The organism is Anaerocolumna aminovalerica (assembly GCF_900115365.1).
In the GTDB taxonomy this organism is placed as follows: Bacteria; Bacillota; Clostridia; order Lachnospirales; family Lachnospiraceae; genus Anaerocolumna; species Anaerocolumna aminovalerica.
In genome coordinates this window covers 164,013-182,856 of the sequence record NZ_FOWD01000003.1, presented here as the reverse complement: position 1 = coordinate 182,856, position 18,844 = coordinate 164,013, and the positions used below count along the sequence as shown (strand labels likewise).

Here is an 18,844-nt window from a genome sequence, read left to right as displayed (position 1 = left end):
AAAACTGTTAAAATGTCTTTGGACATGAGGAAGCATGTTAATTTTTGATAAATTGTTAAGTTATTTATTTTTGGAGGATTATATGAATATATTATTTATATCACTGGGTTGTGATAAAAATTTAGTTGATAGTGAAGTAATGCTTGGGATTATTCGTGATAAAGGCATTACAATAACTAATGACGAGAATCAGGCAGATATAATTATAGTTAATACCTGTTGTTTTATAAATGATGCAAAGGAAGAGAGTATCAATACCATACTTGAAATGGCAGAATATAAGAAAACCGGAAGATTAAAAGGCCTTATTGTTACCGGATGTATGGCACAAAGATACAAAGAAGATATACAAAATGAAATACCGGAAGTAGATGCTATTGTTGGTACTACCAGTTATGATGAAATCGGAGCTATTATTGACTCTGTGTTAGAAGGTAAGAAAACCGTAGCTGTCAAAGACAACAACAGTTCTTTACAGGTAAAGACCAACAGAGTGAATACCACCGGAGGCTATTTTTCCTACCTAAAGATTGCAGAAGGTTGTGATAAACACTGTACTTACTGTATTATTCCTAAGATTCGTGGAAACTATAGAAGTGTACCTATGGAAATCCTGTTAGAAGAGGCTGCAACCCTTGCTGAAAATGGAGTAAAGGAACTGATACTGGTAGCACAAGAAACCACTCTATATGGCAAAGATCTGTATGGAGAAAAATCACTTCCAAAGCTTTTAAGAGAATTATGTAAGATTGAAGGAATTGAGTGGATTCGAATTCTGTATTGCTATCCGGAAGAAATTACTGATGATTTGATTCAGGTAATAAAGGAAGAAGACAAAGTCTGTAGTTATTTAGATATGCCAATACAGCATGCTTCAGATAATATCTTAAAAAGAATGGGAAGAAGAACAAACAAAGAAGAACTGGTTAATATTATTGGTAAGTTAAGAAAAGAAATACCGGATATTGCACTTAGAACTACGTTGATTACAGGTTTCCCGGGAGAAACAGATGAAGAACATAATGAATTAATGGACTTTGTAAATGATATGAAGTTTGAACGTTTAGGTGTATTTACTTATTCCAAAGAAGAAGAAACACCGGCAGCTAAAATGAAACACCAGATTCGAAGACATATTAAAAAACGCCGTCAGGCTGAAATTATGGAATTACAACAAGGAATCGCCTTTGCAAAAGCAAAAGATATGATAAGTCAAAAACTAAAGGTTATGATTGAAGGTAAATTACCTGCTGAAGAATACGCAGACAAGACACAACTGTCCGAAGAAGAAGTAATGTCCATGGGTAATGTTTATATTGGAAGAACGTATAAAGACGCACCAAATGTGGACGGTTATATTTTTGTACCAACTCGTGCGGAATTAATGTCAGGAGAATTTGTTGAAGTTCTGGTTACCGATGCAAATGGTTATGATTTAATAGGAGAACTAATTTAACCTCATCAGGGAAGTGAGGATTTGCCTGTTTCAGAAGGAGTTCAAGCTCCTGGCGAAATGCCACGTAGTGGCAATGAGGTAGAGCTGGTAGTGTAAGCGGATAAACTTGCCTATTGGCAAGTGGAATATCCCCTTTGACCAGTGAGGGAAAACTGTAATTAATGACAATGAAGAATACACAAAAGAAAATAAAATAGTTAATCTTTGAAAGGAAGGTTTGTCATGAATTTACCAAATAAAATAACCATATTACGAGTTTTTATGATTCCATTATTTTTAATATTTTTTCTGGTACCTAATATACCTTATGGAAATCTGATCGCTGCAATTATATTTATTACAGCTAGTTTTACCGACTTTATTGATGGGTATATTGCAAGGAAATATCATTTAGTCACTAACTTTGGTAAATTTGCAGATCCGTTGGCAGATAAGCTTTTAGTAAGTGCAGCTTTGATTTGCTTTGTACAATTACAATTAGTACCCGCATGGATTATTATTGTTATTATATCCAGAGAATTTATCATTAGCGGATTCCGTTTGGTAGCTTCCGATAACGGCGTTGTTATTGCAGCAAGTTATTGGGGTAAATTTAAAACAACCTCTCAGATGATTATGTGCATTCTTTTAATCATTAATCTGGATTATCCGTTCTTTAATGTGTTAGAGCTGGTATTTACTTATTTAGCATTGGCTCTTACAGTTATTTCATTAGTGGATTATTTATATAAGAACAGGACAGTGCTTTCAGAGAATAAGTAAATATAAAACGAAGGTGATTTAATTATGATTGCAGAACTAATAAGTGTAGGCACCGAAATTTTACTTGGCAATATAGTTAATACCAATGCCAACTATTTAGCAAGAAAATGTGCAGAGTTAGGCATTACAAATTATTACCAGGTATCCGTCGGGGATAATGAAGAACGATTAGCAGCTGCTATAAATGCAGCATTAACCCGTTCCGACCTTCTGATTCTTACAGGAGGACTGGGGCCCACAAAAGATGATTTAACAAAAGAAGTAACAGCGAAAGTTTTAAACAAAAAAATAATAGAAGATTCTCATACAAAGGATAGAATCAAAGAATACTTTACCAGAAAAAAAGGCCTGGAGATTACGGAAAACAATTGGAAGCAAGCTTTAATAATAGAGGGTTCTACTGTTGTAGACAATCCCAATGGAACAGCACCGGGCCTTATTGTAGAGACAGAGGATGGTAAAATTATTATTCTGTTACCGGGACCGCCTAATGAATTGGAACCAATGTTTCAGGAAGCTATATTCCCATATTTAAATAAACTTCAACCAGGAGTTCTATATTCAGAAATGATAAAAATATGTGGTATCGGAGAAAGCAAAGCAGAGACTATGATACAGGATTTAATTACTCATCAAACCAATCCTACCATTGCTCCTTATGCAAAAACCGGAGAAGTGCATTTAAGAATTACGGCAAGTGCTTCTGATATGACAGAAGGAAAAGCGTTGGTAAAACCGGTTGTGGAAGAATTAGAAAAGCGTTTTTCCACACACATTTACACCAATAAGGAAGAAGAGAATTTAGAAGATGTGGTAGTAAATTTATTGGCAAAACATAAGTTGACCATAACTACAGCAGAATCCTGTACAGGGGGACTTTTAACCGGAAGACTGGTTAATGTGCCAGGTGCATCGGAAGTTCTTGATGAAGGTTTTATTACGTATTCTAATGAAGCAAAAGAAAAATATCTAAATGTAAGTCACAAAACTTTAGAAAGTTATGGTGCAGTAAGCAGAGAGACTGCTGTTGAAATGGCACGTGGTGCTTGTGAAAATATAGAAGACAATAAAATTAACGATAACTCCGTTGCTTGTGATACTGGGATTAATAATAGCCACAGCAGAAAAACATCGTTAGCAATTACAGGTATTGCAGGACCGGGAGGCGGCTCGGAGGAAAAACCGGTTGGAACTGTGTATATTGGCTGCATGGTAAATGGACATGTTAGAGTGAAAAAATATCAATTCAAAGGGAACAGACAAAAAGTCAGAGAATATGCAGTTATAAACGGACTGGATTTATTAAGGACTTCCATAATTGAAGAATTCGAATAAGCTCAATAAGTATTTTTAGAATATCAAATAATTAAGATATGATGTTTGACCATAAAATATCAAGGTTTTAACATAGAAATGACAAAGTTAAAGCATAATATTTTATTGTAGAGGTATAGGTTAAATAAATTGTATTAATAATTGTTCTTAACCTTTAAAAAGTATAAATATTAATAATAATCATGTTTCAATATATTGATATGCTAATGATGATACTGAAATATATTCTTCTTTTTGAAAGAAGAATTATATTTAGTGCTCTTAAGCTAAATGAACTTAAGTAAGGAGCGAAGTTTATGAAAAAGAATTCAATTATGAAAGTAGGTATGATTTTATCTATATCTTGTATGTTATTTATAACCGGTTGTACTTCCAATACAAACAAATCTAATGAGGGTACACCAAATACACAAATTGATACAACAGAAGAGAAAAAGACAGGTGAAGACACAGCCAATACAGAAAACAAAATTTTAAGTGATGTTCCTGATAAAGACAAAAAAGCAGAAGTTCTCGGGGAAAAGGAAATCGTTGCACCGGTTGCCAATAAAGAAATTCCTATTTATACTTTTAATGATATAAGCTTGGAAATTGAACCTGCAATTGCATTGGTACCGGAAGAAACCGAATTAACACCTGAATTAGTAGTGGATATGGTAGTGGATTCCTTTGCAGATCGTTCTGTTACCGTAGGAATTCATGAGATTGCCATAGAAAAGGATACGGTTATTGTAAGTTTTCTTTCCGATCAGGCTCCGTTGGTAAATGTGGGATCCTCTTTAGAAACCACTATTTTAGATGCTATCGCCCAAAGTATTATTGAAAATTTTCCTCAATATCCAAAAGTAATTTACAGGGTAGAAGGGAAAAATTATGAATCTGGTCATTATAAATTTGAAATAAACGAAGTATATCTGGATGGAAATACCTCAAAATAGTATGATTTAACATCATTAATATATTATAGTATTTCTGTAATTTAGATTATGAATAAAAACAATAAGAATTTTGACTTATAAGCTTATTATTGAAGTCAAAATTCTTTCTTGTATCATGAACCAAAACCATGTTTAGGATTACCCTTTTGGTTTTGCAGGTAGGCTTGGTAAAAGTGCTGTATCTTCTGATTTTCTTTATCCAATTTTTATTGTATCATAAATAGAAGGATAAAATTTATATAAACAATCTACCAGATAAAATATATGGAAAAACCATATGAGAAAAGAGGATATATGACAGAGGATTTTTCAAGAAAAAAAGTAATTGTAGCAGGTGGAGGAGCTGCCGGAATGATGGCGGCAATTATTGCTGCCCGAAATAATCATGAAGTAATCTTATTAGAGAAAAACAATAAATTAGGTAAAAAATTATACATTACCGGAAAAGGCAGATGTAATATTACAAATGCTTGTGAAATGGAAGAGTTATTTCATAATGTAGTTACAAATTCCAAATTTCTCTACGGTGCTTTTTATACTTTCAGCAATTATGATCTTATTACATTCTTTGAAGAGCTGGGATTAAAGACTAAAATCGAAAGAGGTAATCGCGTTTTTCCAGAGTCTGATAAATCTTCCGATGTAATTTCTGCATTATCCAGAGAATTAAACCGTTTACATGTAGATGTACGCTTTGAGCAAGAAGTAGACCGGATACTGATAGAAAGCAATACCTTTAAAGGTGTAGTTATAAAGAATAATTCCGAAATATTATATGGTGATAAAATCATAATTGCTACAGGAGGCCTTTCCTATAAAGCAACCGGTTCAACCGGAGACGGATATGAATTTGCAAAGGCTATGGGACACACTATTACTAAATGTAATCCGTCTTTAGTTCCTATGAATATAAAAGAAATAGAAAAAATAAAAGAACTTCAAGGTTTATCATTAAAAAATATTGAGATTAAAATAACTTCTAAAAAGAAAGAAATATACAGAGACTTTGGAGAACTATTATTTACTCATTTTGGAGTCAGCGGTCCTGTTATATTAAGTGCCAGCAGTTATTGTATTCCTTATATGGAGAATAAAGACTTAGCCCTTTCTATAGATTTAAAACCGGCGCTGACCTTAGAACAATTAGATGATAGAGTTTTAAGAGATTTTGGAGAATTTAGTAACAGACAATTTAAGAATGCATTAGATAAGCTATTGCCACATAAACTGATTCCAGTTATAATAGCATTAAGTTTTATTGATCCAGAAAAAAAAGTAAATTTGATTACAAAAGAGGAAAGAATCAGACTAGTCAACTTGTTAAAAGGTCTTACTTTCCATATAACCAGCTTCCGTGAATACAACGAAGCAGTTATAACAAAAGGCGGTATTCAAGTAAAAGAAGTCAATCCGTCCACCATGGAATCCAAATTGGTCTCCAATGTGTTTTTTGCGGGAGAAGTACTTGACTTAGATGCATTAACCGGTGGCTTTAATCTTCAAATTGCCTGGTCAACGGGATATATTGCTGGAAGTGCAGTGTAACTGGGATTGAGTCATTATTAAATCAATGGATCAATTTTAAATATAATTTTGATACAAAATAAAGGCAGATAGGATAAGCAAAATGAAAAATAAGAATATAGCCATAGACGGACCTGCCGGCGCAGGAAAGAGTACCATAGCAAAAAGCATAGCAAAGAAACTTCAGATTGTATATGTTGACACAGGTGCGATGTATCGTGCGGTAGCATTATATTTTATAAGACAGAACATAGATACCGAAAGCAGGGAAGAAATACAGAAAGCTTGTGATTCTCTTGAAATAACCATTGATTATAAGAATGGAGAGCAACAGGTTATTTTGAATAATGAAAATGTAACAAATCTTCTTCGTAAAGAAGAAGTGGGTAATATGGCCTCTGCTGTGGCAAAACATTATGAAGTAAGAAAAAAAATGGTGGAGTTGCAACAAAACTTAGCCAAAATCAGAACGGTTATTATGGATGGAAGAGACATTGGAACAGTTGTTCTTCCCGATGCAGGATTAAAAATATATTTAACTGCCAGTTCCAGAGAAAGAGCCAAAAGGCGCTGGAATGAATTAAGTTTAAAAGGTATCCCTTGTAACATAGATGAAATTGAACAGGATATTAAAGCCAGAGACAAACAAGACATGAATCGGGAAATATCTCCTCTTTGCCAGGCGGAGGATGCGGTACTAGTTGATTCCTCGCAAATGAGTATAGAGGAAGTGATTGATAGGATCATTGCTTTATACCTTGAAAGATTAGAAAGAGGTTAATTGTGAAGTGCTGTAAAGAGGCATTATGTGGGGGAGGTTGAAATTCCTTCAACCGTAATTTGTGCTACCCATTAAGTCTCCGGGCTTTGAAAGGAGCATGGTTATAAAAATGAAAGTTACTTTAGCAAAAACAGCAGGATTTTGTTTTGGTGTAAAACGAGCTGTAGATATGGTTTATAAAGAAGCTGAAAAGGGCAGTAAAGTCTATACTTTTGGACCAATTATACACAACGAAGAAGTGGTGGATGATCTGGCGTCAAAAGGTGTAGGATTGATTCATACAATAGAAGAATTAAAAGGAATTACTGAGGGTACAATAATTATACGTTCCCACGGTGTATCAAAGGAAATCTATGATATCATTAAAGAACAAGGGCTGAAATTAGTTGATGCTACTTGCCCTTATGTATTAAAAATCCATAGGGTTGTAAAAGAACACAGTGAATTAGGGCATTATATCATAATCGTTGGTAATGACAGCCATCCGGAGGTAGAAGGAATCAAAGGATGGTGTGAAAATAAGAATCATTCGGTAATAAAAAATGCTGACGAAATTGAGCATTTAAAAATACCGGAGGAGAAAACAATATGTATTGTATCCCAGACGACATATAATTACAAGAAATTTCAAGATTTAGTTGAAATTATCTCAAAAAAGGGTTATGATATAATTGTTTTAAATACGATATGTAATGCTACTGAAGAACGTCAGACAGAAGTCAGACAGCTTGCAAAAGAGTCAGATGCCATGATTATCATAGGTGGCAAGCATAGTTCCAATACCCAAAAGCTTTACGAAATATCTAAATTAGAATGTGAAAATACTTACTATATACAGACACTTAGAGACCTGGATTTGGAGAAACTCCAATCTTTTCGTAGCGTAGGTATTACAGCAGGGGCATCCACCCCAAACAATATTATCAAGGAGGTTCATACCGCATGTCAGAAATGAGTTTTGAACAATTATTAGAGGAATCATTTAAAACAATACACAATGGAGAGGTAGTAGAGGGCACTGTAATACGTGTAAAAGAAGACGAGATCGTCTTAAATATAGGCTACAAAGCAGATGGTATTATTACTAGAAGTGAATATACTAATACCCCTAACGTAGATTTGACTACACTTGTTCACGAAGGCGATGTTATGCAAGCCAAAGTATTGAAAGTAAATGATGGTGAAGGACAAGTTCTTTTAACTTATAAAAGATTGGCCGCTGAAAAAGGAAACAAGAGATTAGAAGAAGCCTTTAACAATAAGGAAGTGTTAAAAGCAAAAGTTGCTGCAGTATTAGAAGGCGGCTTAAGTGTAATTATTGATGAAGCAAGAATCTTTATTCCTGCAAGCTTAGTTTCCGATACTTATGAAAAGAATTTAGCAAAATATGCAGGACAAGAAATTGAATTCGTAATCAGCGAATTTAACCCTAAGAGAAGAAGAATTATTGGCGATCGTAAGCAGCTAATCGTTGAGAAGAAGAAAGCTATGCAAAAAGAGTTATTTGAAAGAATCAGCGTAGGAATGACAGTAGAAGGCATTGTTAAGAATGTTACCGATTTCGGTGTGTTTATCGATTTAGGCGGTGCTGATGGTCTTCTTCATATTTCAGAAATGTCTTGGGGCAGAGTAGACAATCCTAAGAAATTATTTAAAGTAGGAGATTCTGTAAAAGTTCTTATTAAAGAAATCTCTGGAGAAAAAATTGCTTTAAGTCTTAAATTTGAGAATACCAATCCATGGTTAAAAGCTGCTGAAAATTACGCTGTTGGTACAGTTGTAACAGGAAAAGTTGCAAGAATGACTGACTTTGGTGCTTTTGTGGAATTAGAGCCAGGTGTAGATGCTTTACTTCATGTATCCCAGATTTCTAAAGAACATGTAGAAAAGCCATCTGATGTTTTATCCATTGGAGAAGAAGTGACTGCACAAGTAGTTGACTTTAATCTGGAGGAAAAGAAGATCAGCTTAAGCATAAAAGCTCTACATGCAGATGATGAAGCAGCAGAGCAAAAAGAAGAGAATGTTGAAACTACAGAAGAATAAAGAATATTAATACAAAAGACTATGTAAACACATTCATAAGGATGTGTTACATGTAAATACATGTATTGAGAATATGGAGGTTCTCTGTGATAGATAATTATGAGGCCTTTAAAGCGCAGATTTTAAGTTTAACTAAAATTGATTTACATGCATATAAAGAACGTCAAATGAAACGGAGAATTGATGCATTAATAGCCAAACATAAGATTGATTCTTACAACGTATACGTGGAAACTATTAAGAAGAATCCGGTGATGTTTGAAGAGTTTATTAATTATTTGACCATTAATGTATCAGAATTTTACCGTAATCCGGAACAATGGAACCTATTGGAAAGAGATATCTTGCCTTACCTTTTCAGTAAGTTTGGTAATCAGCTAAAGATATGGAGCGCGGCATGTTCTACAGGAGATGAACCATATTCCTTAGTCATGCTGTTATCTAAATTCTTACCTCTTTCCCGCATTAAAATCATTGCAACTGACATTGATAAACAGGTTCTGTCAAAAGCCAAGCTAGGTCTTTATAATATAAAGAGCTTAAAAGGCCTTCCTGATGAATTTTTATCAAAGTATTTTCGTGAAATTAATGATAAGACTTATCAGATTTCTGATAGTATAAAGCAATGTGTGGAATTTAAGCAGCATAATTTGTTAAAAGATGAATATCCAAGCCATTGTGATTTGATTGTTTGCAGAAATGTATTAATCTATTTTACGGAAGAAGCAAAGGATAATATTTACAAGAAGTTTAATCAATCCTTGAAAAAAGATGGCATATTATTTGTGGGTAGTACAGAGCAAATTATTCAACCTCAAAACTTACAGTTTATCACTCATAAATCATTTTTTTATCGAAAAATGTAGATATTGTTATCAAAACGTATGCATATAACGGAACTTAATTTAGAAAATAAAAGTTCCGTGAATTGTATCTATGCTCTATACGCACCTTTGAAAGATAATAAATCTTTCTGGGTGCATTTTTAGTTACATATCAATCATACGAATTGTATAATACAAAAGATAAAGGAGATAGTATGGTTTTATACGAAGAATTTGATTTTAATCAAGTAATTTCTGATTTGGGAAATGCCTGCCTTACAGAAGAACAGTGCGGTAGTTGTGTAAAAAAGGACTGCATTATTGGATATGCACAACAATGCATAACAAAATGTTTTAAGGACGGAATTACCTATGTGGAAAATGGTAGTGATAATATTCCCATATCGGATCTAAAACTATATAATACCGAAGAATTAGAACGAGGTATTGCACATATTCTAAGGCAATGTAAATCTTGTACCAGTAACCATTTTGACAATTGTATTATAAATATTATACGCAACTGTTATGAAGTTGGATTAATGGGGGAAATTCAACCCTATGAAGGAAGCAATTTCCGTTATTTAAATCACGTATATAGCACACATCCTGAAGTTGCAGATAACATTATTGAAGAGTTTCATAATTCAAACAAATAGGCAAAGTCAATTTAAGGTGGCTGTTGGAAAACCAATAAACAGTAATTTTTTGTTTATCGGTTTACAACAGCCAGTGCAATTTTCCGAAGATTCCTTACTATTTTTCCTGGATAATTTAATGTATCATTACCGGTTATATATTTTCACAATTTAGTGTTGATTTTTATAATAATATCTAGTATATTGATGTATAGATACTGGCAGGGGGATTAGAAGGAGAGTATACAGTATGTAAATATGCGCATTGTGCAGATGGGAGCCAACTATGAAGAGAATGGTAAGAGTTGCCGTTGACGCAATGGGTGGGGATAACGCACCCGGTCAAATTGTGAAAGGCACAGTAGAAGCAATCAACGAAAGAGAAGATATACAGGTAATACTGGTTGGTAAAGAAGAAGCAATCAATGCTGAACTAAGTAATTATACTTATGATAAAGAGCGTTTATCTATTGTAAATGCTAATGAAGTAATTACCAATGAAGAAGCACCTGTAATGGCCATAAGACGTAAAAAAGAATCTTCTATTGTTGTTGCTCTGAATCTTGTTAAAAACGGTGAAGCAGATGCATTTGTTTCTGCCGGAAGTACTGGCGCTGTTTTAGTAGGTGGACAATTAATTATAGGTAGAATAAAAGGAGTAGAAAGACCACCGCTAGCACCACTCATTCCAACCATAAAAGGAGTTTCTTTACTGGTAGACTGTGGTGCCAATGTGGATGCAAGGGCATCACATTTAGTACAATTTGCGAAAATGGGTTCCGTATATATGGAACATGTTGTTGGCATTAAAAATCCAAGAGTAGCAATTGTGAATATAGGTGCTGAAGAAGAAAAAGGAAACATGTTGGTAAAAGAGACATTTCCTCTTCTTAAGAATTGTAACGATATTAATTTTATAGGAAGTATTGAGGCTAGGGAAATTCCCCATGGAGGTGCAGACGTTATTGTCTGTGAGGCATTTGTGGGAAATGTAATTTTAAAGCTTTACGAAGGACTTGGAAGTGCTTTAGTCGGTAAAATAAAGTCCGGATTAATGAGCACTACAAGAAGTAAGATAGGGGCATTACTTAGTAAGCCTGCTTTAAAGGAAACCTTAAAGTCTTTTGATGCCTCCGAATATGGCGGAGCACCGCTGCTTGGACTAAATGGACTTGTAGTAAAGACTCATGGTAGTTCAAAAAGTATTGAGATTAAAAATTCAATTATTCAATGTTTAACATTTGTAGAACAAGAAATTAATGAAAAAATAAGCATTTATATTCAAGAAAAAGAATAAAAGGTAAAAGATGAAAGGTGATTATTATGGAATTTGAAAAGTTAAAGAAGATTATTGGTGAAGTATTAAACGTAGAAGCGGATGAAATTACAATGGAAACAACTTTTGTTGATGATTTAGGTGCAGACTCACTGGATATTTTCCAAATTATTATGGGTATTGAAGAAGAGTTTGACATTGAAATTGCCAATGAAGATGCTGAAAATATAGTTACAGTTGGTGATGCAGTAGACGAAATTAAGAAAGCTTTAAATTAATTAAGTTTTATTATTTCGTATTCTCTTTGGAGCGGTTATCCGTAAAAAAGAATTACTGAAAAAGTTCCTATCGTGTCATTCTGATTTAAATTTTGCTTGTTATTAATCTCAAATAGGTTAAAATACTATGATATAAACCTGTTTATTTGAGAATAAACTTTTAAAAGCAGAAATTTAAATTGGAATGACATTTTCTTAAGATTTTTTATTTGAGATATAAATCATTTAAAGTTGTTAGAATATTTTGATTGGAGGTTGAAAAAGATGGCTGGTACAGATATATCTGGATTAACGCGTTTAAAAGCTTTTGAAGATATCATTGGTTATCATTTCAATGATCGAAAGTTGCTAAGGCATGCCCTGACTCACAGTTCTTTTGCCAATGAAAAAAGGTTAAATAAGTTAGATAATAATGAAAGATTAGAGTTTCTTGGTGATGCTGTTCTTGAATTAGTATCTAGTGAATACATTTTCCGTAATAATTCAAAGATGCCGGAAGGTGATATGACAAAATTAAGAGCCAGATTAGTATGCGAGCAAATGCTTGCCCAATGTGCTATTAACATTAGGATGGGAGATTTTATCCTTTTAGGCAAGGGGGAAGCAGCAACCGGAGGTAGAGAAAGGCATTCTATTTTGTCGGATGCTTTGGAAGCAGTAATCGGTGCAATCTATTTAGACGGTGGTTTTACTAATGCAAAAGAGTTCATCAGCGAATTTATCTTGTCTGATGTAGAGAATAAACAGCTCTTTTTCGATAGCAAGACTATCTTACAAGAAATTGTGCAAAGTAACTACAAAGGACAATTATCTTATGAATTAATAAAAGAGGAAGGACCTGATCATAATAAGAATTTTACTGTGGTTGCGCTAATTGATAATACAGAATTAGGTGTGGGAGTTGGCAGAACCAAAAAAGCCGCAGAACAGGCAGCGGCTTATCAGTCCATACTAAAGATGCGAGGACGAAAAAAATAAACGGGGGATTCATGAATGTATTTAAAAAGCATTGAAGTGCATGGCTTTAAATCTTTTGCTAATAAAATTAACTTTGAATTTCATGATGGCATAACAGCAATTGTTGGACCCAACGGAAGCGGTAAAAGTAATGTAGGTGATGCTGTCCGGTGGGTTCTTGGCGAACAAAGTGCCAAACAGCTTAGAGGTTCAAAAATGGAGGATGTTATTTTCTCCGGTACGGAAACCAGAAAACCAATGGGTTATGCCTATGTTGCCATAACTTTGGATAATTCCGATCATAAACTCCCTATTGAATATGAGGAAGTAACTGTTGCTAGAAGAGTATATCGCTCCGGTGAAAGTGAATATTTAATTAATGGAGGTTCCTGCAGACTACGGGATGTGCAGGAATTATTTCTAGACACCGGTATTGGTAAGGAAGGCTATTCCATCATCGGTCAAGGACAGATAGATAAAATCTTAAGCGGTAAGCCGGAAGACAGACGTGAATTATTCGATGAAGCTGCCGGCATTGTTAAATTTAAGAAACGTAAAAGTTCCGCTGAAAAGAATTTAGAAGAAGAAAGACAAAACCTGTGCAGAATTAATGATATTCTATCTGAGATTGAAAAACAGATTGGACCATTGGAGGAACAATCTAAGGTGGCAAGAGAATATCTGAAATTAAGAGAAGAATTAAAGACCTTAGATGTTAATTTGTTTCTAATGGAACATGGTAATATGGGGGAATCCAAAACCCAAATAGAAGAAAAGCTGCAAATTGCGAAAGAGCATTTGATTTCTGTTACTAACGGCTATGAGAACACCAAAGAAGAGTATGAAAAGCTGGAATTGAAGATGGAAACCTGTGACAGAGAACTGGAAGAGAACAAGAATGCTTTTAACGAATGTAAGTTAAATAAAGAAAAGCAGGAAGGTGCCATTAAGGTATTAAATGAACAAATTCTTGCCATAAGGCAGAATGCTCTTCATTACCAGTCCAGACTTGAAACGATTAATAAAGATATTAGTTCCAGAAAAATAGAGCAAGAAGGGTATATTAAAGAAAAGCAGGAAATTGATTTAAAAATCGATGCCTTAGATGATGATCAATCAGCTATTACGTCAGAATTAGAAAAAGTACGTGAAAATATAGCAGGTTTCTTGAAGCAGATTGAGGACTGCAACAGTGAAATATTTGATTTCTTAAGTGAAAATGCTACTATAAAGTCCAATTTGCAACGTTATGAAACTATACTGGAACAAAATAATATTAAAAAAGTAGAATTAAATCAAAAGCTCTTAAAAAACAAAAGTGAGGAAGCTCTCATTGATATTGCCATTAAAGAGCAGGAAGAGAATTTAAATCAAATTAATATAGAAATTCATGATTTAAATTCCCGCAATGAGCAAGTGGAATCTACCATAGAGAATCTACAGACCGGGATTGATCAGTTATCTTCTCAAATTAGTGAGAAACAACAGGAATACCACAAGGAAAAATCAAAACTGGAGTCCTTAAAAAACCTAACGGAGCGTTATGAAGGTTATGGTAATAGTATTCGTAAGGTAATGGAGAAAAAAGATACAGCCCATGGTATTATTGGTGTTGTTGCAGATATTATTAAGGTAGATCCCCAGTATGAAACAGCTATTGAAATTGCTTTAGGGGGTAATATTCAAAATATTGTTACAGAAACAGAAGAGACTGCCAAAGGCCTTATTGAATATTTAAAAAAGAATAAGTATGGCCGTGCTACCTTCTTACCTCTAACCAATATTGCCAATAAAGAATTAAATAATTCCGATAAGATTCTTAAGGAAGAAGGCGTAATCGGATATGCCAGTACTTTAGTAGAAACAGATCCAAAATTCCGGGACTTGATGGGATACTTACTTGGCAGAAATATTGTAGTTGATCATATAGACAATGGATTACGCCTGGCTAAAAAATATAACCAGACATTGCGTATTGTAACCTTAGAGGGAGAATTATTAAATCCGGGCGGTTCTTTATCCGGCGGTGCTTATAAGAATTCAAGTAATTTACTGAGCAGGCGCCGTGAAATAGAAGAACTGGAGAATACCGTAGAAATGCTTTCTAAACTGGTTGTTCAATTGACAGAAGATAAGGAAGATAAGAAAAATCAAAGAAATTCAATAAGGCAGCTTATAGAAGAGAATAAAGCAAAACTACAAGAGCTCCATTTAAATCAAAATACCGTTAAAATGAATATAAATCAGGAAATTGCCAAAAAAGAAGAAAGTAAGGTAAGTTTCAATGAGATCTCTAATGAAATACTTGAGATAGAATTACAGTCTAAAGAATTACATGTTAATATCGACAAACTGAATGAAGCTTTAAATGATAATATACTAAAAAGCAAAGAAAATGAAAGTAAAATCGAAGAGTTCAATAGCTTACTGGACAAGGAAAAACAAGAAGAACAAAAATTAAATGAGAAAGCCTCCTCTATACGTATTGATTTTTCTGCATTGGAACAACGTAATCAGAATACTTTGGAACATATTAAACGTATTAAACGGGAACTGGAAAAATTGTATGAAGAAGCTTCAGATTTAAATAAAGCCAAAGAGACTTCAGAAGTACAGATAGGGGAGAAGCTGGAGAATATTAAAAGCACTGAAAAGGAAATTGAATTATTACATCAAAAGATCTTGTCCTTGGAAGAGAAAATCAAAGAATTAAATGAAACGAAAGAGGAAATAACTAAGAATCATAAAGCTTTTATTGGGAAGAGAGAAGAGTTGTCACAGGAAATGAACAACTTGGACAAAGAGACATATCGTCTGTCCAATCAATTAGAAAAGTTATTGGAACAAATGGATGAAAAGATTAATTATATGTGGGAAGAATACGAACTTACCTATACTTCTGCTTTATTATTAAAAGACGATTCCATTACTAATTTGCCTCAAACCAAGAAAAACATCTCCGAATTAAAAGGAAAAATTAAAAATCTTGGTGACGTTAATGTGAATGCAATTGAAGATTTTAAGAATTTGTCTGAGCGGTATATCTTCTTAAGAACACAAAGGGATGATATACGAAAGGCCGAAGAGACCTTAGTGGAGATTATCAGCCAATTAGACGATGAAATGCGTAAGCAGTTTGATGAAAAATTCCGGGCAATTAAAATGCAATTTGATTTGGTATTTAAACAATTATTTGGCGGTGGTAAAGCTACCCTGGAATTAACAGAAGAGGAAGATATTCTGGAAGCCGGAATTATTATTACTTCTCAGCCGCCAGGGAAGAAATTGCAGAATATGCTACAGTTATCCGGTGGTGAAAAGGCATTAACAGCCATTTCTTTATTATTTGCAATACAGAACCTAAAGCCTTCTCCATTCTGTCTGTTGGATGAAATTGAAGCTGCTTTGGATGATGCCAATGTAAAGCGATTTGCAGAATATTTACATAAATTAACAGAACAAACACAATTTATTGTTATTACTCATAGAAGAGGTACTATGTCCGCAGCAGATATTCTATATGGTATTACCATGCAGGAAAAAGGTGTATCCACCCTGGTATCTGTTAATTTAATAGAAAATGAATTAGATAAGTAAAATTAAGGAGTGAACTCATGGGAGAAAAGAAAGGTTTTTTCAGCCGATTGGTGGCTGGACTTTCCAAAACAAGAGACAATATTGTAGCAGGTATTGATTCTATTTTTAATGGATTTTCAAATATTGATGATGATTTTTATGAGGAATTAGAAGAAATCTTAATTATGGCTGATTTGGGGATTAATACTACAACCTCAATTATCGATAATTTAAAATCCAAAGTAAAAGAATTAAAAATTAAAGAACCAAAAGAATGTAAAGACCTATTAATTCAAAGTATCAAAGAGCAGATGGAAATAAAAGAAACTGCTTATGAATTCGAAAACCGCAAATCCATTGTAATGTTAATTGGTGTAAACGGTGTGGGTAAAACAACCTCCGTTGGTAAATTGGCTGGTCAATTAAAAGAACAGGGTAAAAAGGTTTTAGTTGCTGCCGCGGACACTTTTCGTGCCGCTGCCATTGAGCAGTTAACAGAATGGTCCAACCGGGCGGGAGTAGAAATTATAGCACAGCAGGAAGGTTCTGATCCTGCAGCAGTTATTTATGATGCTATTATGGCTACAAAGGCACGTAATGCAGATGTATTAATTTGTGATACGGCAGGCAGACTTCATAATAAGAAAAACTTAATGGAAGAGCTTAAGAAAATTGACCGTGTCATTACCCGTGAATACCCTGATGCCTACCGTGAGACTTTGGTAGTATTAGATGGTACAACCGGACAAAATGCTCTTTCCCAGGCAAAAGAGTTCAATGAAGTGGCTGAAATCACCGGAATTATATTAACAAAGCTAGATGGAACAGCAAAGGGAGGAATTGCTATTGCCATACAGTCTGAGTTAGGTATCCCTGTAAAATATATTGGAATAGGAGAACATATTGAGGACTTACAGAAATTTAACGCAGAAGATTTTGTAAATGCGCTATTTAACTAAAAGGAGACAAACACTATGATGACATTGGAAAAATTTGAAGAAGCTGTTGAATTAGTAAAAAAAGTTACCTTAAGAACAAAACTAGTTTACAGTGAATATTTTTCAGAACAATCAGGTAATACGGTTTATTTAAAACCTGAGAATATGCAATATACCGGAGCATATAAAGTCAGAGGTGCCTACTACAAAATAAGTACTTTATCTCAAGAAGAGAGAGATAAAGGTCTAATTACTGCTTCTGCCGGCAATCATGCACAAGGAGTTGCATATGCGGCCCAATTGTATAATGCAAAAGCTACGGTTGTTATGCCTACCACAACACCACTAATTAAGGTTAACAGAACAAAAAGCTATGGTGCCAGCGTTATTTTACATGGTAATGTGTATGATGATGCTTATCAATATGCTATGCAATTAGCAGAAGAGAACGGTTATACCTTCATTCATCCTTTTAATGACGAAGTCTTGGCTACCGGTCAGGGAACCATTGCCATGGAAATATTTAAAGAACTTCCAACGGTAGATATTATTCTTGTACCAATTGGCGGAGGTGGATTGGCGGCTGGTGTTTCAACTTTAGCAAAATTATTAAATCCTAATGTAAAAGTAATTGGTGTGGAACCTAAAGGTGCCAACTGTATGCAGGAATCTCTAAAAGAAGGTCATATTGTTACATTACCTGGAGTAGATACTATAGCTGACGGTACGGCTGTTAAAACTCCCGGTTCAGCAATATTCCCTTACATTCAAACAAATATAGATGATATCATTACGGTAGATGATCACGAATTAATTGTATGCTTTCTGGATATGATTGAAAATCATAAGATGCTTGTTGAAAATTCCGGGTTATTAACAGTAGGTGCATTAAAACAATTACAGTGTAAGAATAAGAAAGTTGTCTCTATTTTAAGTGGCGGTAATATGGATGTAATTACCGTATCCTCCGTTGTTCAAAATGGTTTAATCCTAAGAGGACGTATCTTTACAGTATCCGTACTTCTTCCGGACAGACCTGGTGAATTAGTTAATGTTACAAAGGTAGTAGCAGAAAATCAAGGAAATATCATCCGATTAGATCATAATCAGTTTGTAAGTATTAACAGAAACAGTGCGGTAGAACTTACCATTACCATGGAAGCTTTCGGACATGAACATAAAGATACTATTGTAAAAGCCTTAAAAGACAAAGGATATAATCCTAAGGTTATACCCCCTAAGAATTTATACCTTTAGATTATAATAAAGAATACTTACCATTTTTATTAATGGAAAATGAGTGAAGAATCTCTGGAATATAATCAGATTCTTCACTCTTTTTTATCGAATAAATGTTGTATTAAAAAAATATGTTAATAGTTAGTTTAGACACTGATTAATTAGTAAAATACGGTAGTAATTATTTTGCATTTCCTGTATAATTAAAGTAAAAATAAGTTATAGGCACCAGAGAAATCTGCACGATGATGTACTTAGATTAAATGAAAACTTGAA

The 18,844-nt window shown here is 34.0% G+C and carries 16 protein-coding genes; all 16 read left to right on the top strand.

The features are described from left to right. The first annotated feature begins 82 nt into the window (after positions 1-82). The 16 genes from rimO (at position 83) to ilvA (ending at position 18,586) form a co-directional block, all read left to right on the top strand. Entirely contained in the window at positions 83-1,456 is a 1,374-nt protein-coding gene (gene rimO / locus BM183_RS02970) for a 30S ribosomal protein S12 methylthiotransferase RimO (RefSeq protein ID WP_091684286.1), read from the top strand. Between the two features lie 222 nt (positions 1,457-1,678). Then, the gene (gene pgsA / locus BM183_RS02965; protein WP_091684285.1) at positions 1,679-2,218 is read left to right on the top strand and encodes a CDP-diacylglycerol--glycerol-3-phosphate 3-phosphatidyltransferase; all 540 of its coding nucleotides are present in this window, start codon (positions 1,679-1,681) and stop codon (positions 2,216-2,218) included. Positions 2,219-2,242: 24 nt separating this feature from the next. Further along, complete coding sequence (locus BM183_RS02960) at positions 2,243-3,553, top strand: competence/damage-inducible protein A (RefSeq protein WP_091684284.1); 1,311 nt, start codon at positions 2,243-2,245, stop codon at positions 3,551-3,553. A 296-nt stretch (positions 3,554-3,849) separates the two neighbouring features. Continuing rightward, positions 3,850-4,491 carry a hypothetical protein gene (locus tag BM183_RS02955; protein ID WP_091684283.1) on the top strand — a complete coding sequence of 214 codons (642 nt, stop codon included), beginning with the start codon at positions 3,850-3,852 and terminating at the stop codon, positions 4,489-4,491. A gap of 264 nt (positions 4,492-4,755) precedes the next feature. After that, positions 4,756-6,036, top strand: coding sequence for a BaiN/RdsA family NAD(P)/FAD-dependent oxidoreductase (locus tag BM183_RS02950; protein WP_242960820.1), 1,281 nt, complete (start codon positions 4,756-4,758; stop codon positions 6,034-6,036). Between the two features lie 82 nt (positions 6,037-6,118). Next, positions 6,119-6,796 (top strand): (d)CMP kinase, encoded by a 678-nt coding sequence (cmk, locus tag BM183_RS02945; protein ID WP_091684281.1) that lies wholly within the window; start codon positions 6,119-6,121, stop codon positions 6,794-6,796. Positions 6,797-6,905: 109 nt separating this feature from the next. Then, the gene (ispH, locus tag BM183_RS02940) at positions 6,906-7,751 is read left to right on the top strand and encodes a 4-hydroxy-3-methylbut-2-enyl diphosphate reductase (RefSeq protein ID WP_091684280.1); all 846 of its coding nucleotides are present in this window, start codon (positions 6,906-6,908) and stop codon (positions 7,749-7,751) included. Then, complete coding sequence (rpsA, locus tag BM183_RS02935) at positions 7,739-8,842, top strand: 30S ribosomal protein S1 (RefSeq protein WP_091684279.1); 1,104 nt, start codon at positions 7,739-7,741, stop codon at positions 8,840-8,842. Before ispH ends, rpsA begins: the two co-directional genes overlap by 13 nt. Positions 8,843-8,928: 86 nt before the next feature. Further along, positions 8,929-9,708, top strand: a complete 780-nt coding sequence (locus BM183_RS02930) for a CheR family methyltransferase (protein ID WP_091684278.1) — start codon at positions 8,929-8,931, stop codon at positions 9,706-9,708. 173 nt (positions 9,709-9,881) lie between these two features. After that, positions 9,882-10,325 (top strand): hypothetical protein, encoded by a 444-nt coding sequence (locus tag BM183_RS02925; RefSeq protein ID WP_091684277.1) that lies wholly within the window; start codon positions 9,882-9,884, stop codon positions 10,323-10,325. Positions 10,326-10,599: 274 nt separating this feature from the next. After that, entirely contained in the window at positions 10,600-11,601 is a 1,002-nt protein-coding gene (plsX, locus tag BM183_RS02920) for a phosphate acyltransferase PlsX (protein ID WP_091684320.1), read from the top strand. Positions 11,602-11,627: 26 nt separating this feature from the next. Then, the gene (acpP, locus tag BM183_RS02915) at positions 11,628-11,858 is read left to right on the top strand and encodes an acyl carrier protein (RefSeq protein WP_091684276.1); all 231 of its coding nucleotides are present in this window, start codon (positions 11,628-11,630) and stop codon (positions 11,856-11,858) included. Positions 11,859-12,122: 264 nt separating this feature from the next. Then, the gene (gene rnc, locus BM183_RS02910; protein WP_091684275.1) at positions 12,123-12,836 is read left to right on the top strand and encodes a ribonuclease III; all 714 of its coding nucleotides are present in this window, start codon (positions 12,123-12,125) and stop codon (positions 12,834-12,836) included. Between the two features lie 15 nt (positions 12,837-12,851). Then, positions 12,852-16,412 (top strand): chromosome segregation protein SMC, encoded by a 3,561-nt coding sequence (gene smc, locus BM183_RS02905; RefSeq protein WP_091684274.1) that lies wholly within the window; start codon positions 12,852-12,854, stop codon positions 16,410-16,412. 17 nt (positions 16,413-16,429) lie between these two features. After that, positions 16,430-17,350 (top strand): signal recognition particle-docking protein FtsY, encoded by a 921-nt coding sequence (gene ftsY, locus BM183_RS02900; RefSeq protein ID WP_091684273.1) that lies wholly within the window; start codon positions 16,430-16,432, stop codon positions 17,348-17,350. A 15-nt stretch (positions 17,351-17,365) separates the two neighbouring features. Then, a complete protein-coding gene (gene ilvA, locus BM183_RS02895) occupies positions 17,366-18,586 on the top strand; it encodes a threonine ammonia-lyase (protein ID WP_091684272.1) in 1,221 nt (406 codons plus the stop codon). The last annotated feature ends 258 nt before the right edge of the window (positions 18,587-18,844 follow it).

Excerpts from the sequence above, each read along its gene's own strand:
- rimO (WP_091684286.1), top strand. The coding sequence starts at position 83 with ATGAATATATTATTTATATCACTGGGTTGTGATAAAAATTTAGTTGAT.
- pgsA (WP_091684285.1), top strand. The coding sequence starts at position 1,679 with ATGAATTTACCAAATAAAATAACCATATTACGAGTTTTTATGATTCCA.
- BM183_RS02960 (WP_091684284.1), top strand. The coding sequence starts at position 2,243 with ATGATTGCAGAACTAATAAGTGTAGGCACCGAAATTTTACTTGGCAAT.
- BM183_RS02955 (WP_091684283.1), top strand. The coding sequence starts at position 3,850 with ATGAAAAAGAATTCAATTATGAAAGTAGGTATGATTTTATCTATATCT.
- BM183_RS02950 (WP_242960820.1), top strand. The coding sequence starts at position 4,756 with ATGGAAAAACCATATGAGAAAAGAGGATATATGACAGAGGATTTTTCA.
- cmk (WP_091684281.1), top strand. The coding sequence starts at position 6,119 with ATGAAAAATAAGAATATAGCCATAGACGGACCTGCCGGCGCAGGAAAG.
- ispH (WP_091684280.1), top strand. The coding sequence starts at position 6,906 with ATGAAAGTTACTTTAGCAAAAACAGCAGGATTTTGTTTTGGTGTAAAA.
- rpsA (WP_091684279.1), top strand. The coding sequence starts at position 7,739 with ATGTCAGAAATGAGTTTTGAACAATTATTAGAGGAATCATTTAAAACA.
- BM183_RS02925 (WP_091684277.1), top strand. The coding sequence starts at position 9,882 with ATGGTTTTATACGAAGAATTTGATTTTAATCAAGTAATTTCTGATTTG.
- plsX (WP_091684320.1), top strand. The coding sequence starts at position 10,600 with ATGGTAAGAGTTGCCGTTGACGCAATGGGTGGGGATAACGCACCCGGT.
- acpP (WP_091684276.1), top strand. The coding sequence starts at position 11,628 with ATGGAATTTGAAAAGTTAAAGAAGATTATTGGTGAAGTATTAAACGTA.
- rnc (WP_091684275.1), top strand. The coding sequence starts at position 12,123 with ATGGCTGGTACAGATATATCTGGATTAACGCGTTTAAAAGCTTTTGAA.
- smc (WP_091684274.1), top strand. The coding sequence starts at position 12,852 with ATGTATTTAAAAAGCATTGAAGTGCATGGCTTTAAATCTTTTGCTAAT.
- ftsY (WP_091684273.1), top strand. The coding sequence starts at position 16,430 with ATGGGAGAAAAGAAAGGTTTTTTCAGCCGATTGGTGGCTGGACTTTCC.
- ilvA (WP_091684272.1), top strand. The coding sequence starts at position 17,366 with ATGATGACATTGGAAAAATTTGAAGAAGCTGTTGAATTAGTAAAAAAA.